The organism is Constrictibacter sp. MBR-5, from assembly GCF_040549485.1.
Taxonomy (GTDB): Bacteria; Pseudomonadota; Alphaproteobacteria; order JAJUGE01; family JAJUGE01; genus Constrictibacter.
This window is the reverse complement of the sequence record NZ_JBEPTK010000049.1, coordinates 1-1,178: the sequence shown is the minus strand read 5'-3', so window position 1 is coordinate 1,178 and position 1,178 is coordinate 1. Positions and strand designations below refer to the sequence as shown.

General features: G+C 61.8%; 3 protein-coding genes and 1 pseudogene. 1 reads left to right on the top strand and 3 read right to left on the bottom strand.

Annotated features, from left to right (window positions below):
• Positions 1-283: IS66 family transposase (locus tag ABIE65_RS27825; protein ID WP_502918585.1), on the top strand; the 283-nt coding region annotated here is incomplete at its 5' end.
• 33 nt (positions 284-316) lie between these two features.
• Here the strand turns inward: ABIE65_RS27825 and ABIE65_RS27820 are convergent.
• The 3 genes and pseudogenes from ABIE65_RS27820 to ABIE65_RS27810 all read right to left on the bottom strand — a co-directional run.
• Positions 317-454 (bottom strand): annotated as a pseudogene (locus ABIE65_RS27820) (transposase domain-containing protein); the annotation flags it as partial.
• Entirely contained in the window at positions 408-596 is a 189-nt protein-coding gene (locus tag ABIE65_RS27815) for a hypothetical protein (RefSeq protein ID WP_354081999.1), read from the bottom strand. The pseudogene ABIE65_RS27820 and the gene ABIE65_RS27815, both read right to left, overlap by 47 nt.
• Positions 597-998: 402 nt before the next feature.
• Positions 999-1,178 (bottom strand): hypothetical protein (locus ABIE65_RS27810; RefSeq protein ID WP_354081998.1); only part of this gene is annotated, 180 nt, incomplete at its 5' end.

Below are 1,178 nucleotides of genomic sequence, written 5' to 3'. Positions count from 1 at the left end.
AGGGGCGCTCTCCTTCCGGCAATCCGAGCGCCATACCGAATCACAACCGACTCTCACGACTCAACATGTTTTCGGATCGGCTCTGAGCGCCGATCAATACAGTCGGGCTCTGGAGGACGTGGAGATCGCCCAGGGCGTGCTCGACGCCGCCCATGAAAAGGCCGAAGCGATCGTCAGGGGCAAGCCCGACGGCGAGGCCCGCAACCGAACCCGCAATCGCGGCGGGTTGCCTGCTCACCTGCCACGGGTGGAACGTAAGCATCCGGTAAAGGCCGCGGGGTAGCAGCTTTCAGGCGGCTGCGGCGATGGCCGGCTTTCAGTTCCACGGCAGGAGTTCGGCCAGCCGCGTCTGCGGCAGGTCGTTGATGCGGGCGAGGACGTCGGCGAGCCAGGCCTGGGGGTCGATGTCATTGAGCTTCGCCGTCGTGATCAGCGTCGCCATGGCCGCGGCCCGGGCACGCAGTCGGCGCCGGGTAGACCACGCGGTGGCGCGGCAGGTGAGCCGGCAATGGTCGGCGCGCCGGGCGGCGGCGAACCGTTGGTGCCGGCGGCCGCCACGGTACCGGCGAGCCCTTGTCATAGCTGTTCTTGAGCATCTGCGGACGCACGCCGCATGTTTTCCAGGAAACATCAGGTCTGCCGCGAGGCTCATCGATCGGTCACCATCGGAGGCGATCTGGCAGCGCCGTCTTCGAACATGCTGAATGGGATCAACTCCTTGGATAGCGCGATGTGGACGTATTCATCGGGTTCACGATCGTGAAATCGGACGCAGTGGTGGGGAAGATCGTCAGCCAGTCCGCGAGCAGGGCAACCACAGCGGATGCCACAACCAGTCCGGCGGCCACCGGAGCCGGAAAAGCAGAGCGTCTGTCTGATCTTCGATCGTGAAGACGTGCTCGTGATGAATGCCCCGGCCATCGTCATCAACGAAGCATATTTTTCGCAAGTTCCAGCCACTCGGGCTGAGGGAGCGGGCTGCCCAGGTTAGAACCTCATCACTCTGAACGAGTGGAACACGGTAATGCCAAAGACGTGTAGAACGCGCAGCAATCATCTTGTCCTCCTAAGGCTTTCATGAACATACTGATCGTCAGGTATGGTGTCGAAATCTCACCGTCATTTTGCAGTGGCGTTTCGGCCTCCAGAACGTTGCATTCCATACTCGATGAGATTCT